The sequence below is a fragment of the Hwanghaeella sp. LZ110 genome, from assembly GCF_048892525.1.
Lineage (GTDB): Bacteria > Pseudomonadota > Alphaproteobacteria > UBA8366 > Aestuariispiraceae > Pacificispira.
On sequence record NZ_JBLZHT010000023.1, the window covers coordinates 1 to 1,520 of the forward strand.

2 tRNA genes and 2 rRNA genes are annotated in these 1,520 nt (G+C 52.9%); all 4 read left to right on the forward strand.

Annotation, left to right across the window (positions count from 1 at the left end):
* A 16S ribosomal RNA gene (locus tag ACOSDM_RS20010) occupies positions 1-102 on the forward strand; the annotation flags it as partial.
* A 401-nt stretch (positions 103-503) separates the two neighbouring features.
* Positions 504-579 (forward strand) — tRNA-Ala (locus ACOSDM_RS20015).
* Positions 580-667: 88 nt separating this feature from the next.
* A tRNA-Ile gene (locus ACOSDM_RS20020) sits at positions 668-744 on the forward strand.
* 678 nt (positions 745-1,422) lie between these two features.
* A 23S ribosomal RNA gene (locus tag ACOSDM_RS20025) occupies positions 1,423-1,520 on the forward strand; the annotation flags it as partial.

A 1,520-nucleotide genomic window follows, 5' to 3' on the forward strand; every position in this document is an offset into this window, starting at 1 on the left:
GCGCTAACCGCAAGGAGGCAGCCGGCCACGGTAAGGTCAGCGACTGGGGTGAAGTCGTAACAAGGTAGCCGTAGGGGAACCTGCGGCTGGATCACCTCCTTTCTAAGGATTGTTGTGGTAGGGACTTCGGTCTCTCTGCGATATCCCATAGACAGGTGATCTTTACATGGAAATCAATCCATGTGGGATCACCAAACAAAGACATGACAGGATCATGTCGCACGGACCCGTTCAGATGGGTCTTTGCACTTCATCAAGGATGAAGAGGGTATTTGCAGTTATTTGGACTGCTGCCAACCTCGTATCCCTTCCGCTAAGTAGATCCGATCAGGGTGTATTGAGCAGATGTGTTAGCAAATGAGAGTTTGTGTGGTGCATTTGCGCATTAAGCAAATCCCGAGCAAACGCGGTTTGCGACGACGCATTTGCGCATTAAGCAAATCCCGAGTGATCTTTGATCACGACGACGCATTTGCGTAAAAATACACTTCGGGCCTGGTTAAGGGGCCATAGCTCAGCTGGGAGAGCACCTGCTTTGCAAGCAGGGGGTCGTCGGTTCGATCCCGTCTGGCTCCACCAAGTTTAGTTTGCGCGCCGCCGCCGGCCAACCCGGCGCGCGGGATTACAGCAGACGAGGCGATGGCCGTATAACGATTAGGAATACGGAGGGCCTGTAGCTCAGTTGGTTAGAGCGCACCCCTGATAAGGGTGAGGTCGGTAGTTCGAATCTACCCAGGCCCACCATTTATTTTGCGCGCCGCCGCCGGCCAACCCGGCGCGCGTGATTGCAGCAAGATCAGGGCGCAGGGTCAGGTGAGTTGATCGGGAGCAAAAATCTACTTAGCGAGAAGAGCACGAGTTCGGGCTCAGACTGGATCCTTTGGGATCTGGATGTGTCTGGAAGTTGGTTATTTGACATGGTGAAGAGGGTGTTTTGAAGCTAAAAGCAGGAATGCATCTGCACTGGCTTCGGACGGATAGATCGGTTGGTCGAAAGGCTTGTCGTCGCAAGACGGTGTGTCATGGACCGGCGGATGTGTCTGAACGGAGCTGTATAATGTGGGTGTAAGTTCATGTTTTTGGGTTTTGCGTTTGAGACATGCTGTGATTGATTTTGTAAGAAAGAGATCGGCGATGTTCTCTCGCAAGACGTCTTGGAGAATATGCGTTGAATATGAGTTGTGTACCCTGGTTCCCGATTTTGGGGCGTAAGGTTGAGTGTAGAGGATATCACTTGGTGTTTGTTGTGCGGGATCTGTGAAGATGCCGTGTTGCATGCGTCTGACTGAATCAAAGGTGATTACCAATCACCGAGATCAGCCCGCGACTGCGGGTCGGCCGAGAGGCCGTAAGCCAAGGCCTTTGGGCCGCGGCGAGTGAGAGACTAAACATACGACTTTTATCCTCATACGGGGGTTAGGTTGGAAGTATGCTAAGGGCGTTTGGTGGATGCCTTGGCGCATGGAGGCGATGAAGGACGTGTTAGGCTGCGATAAGCCTGGGGGAGCTGCCAAAGAGCT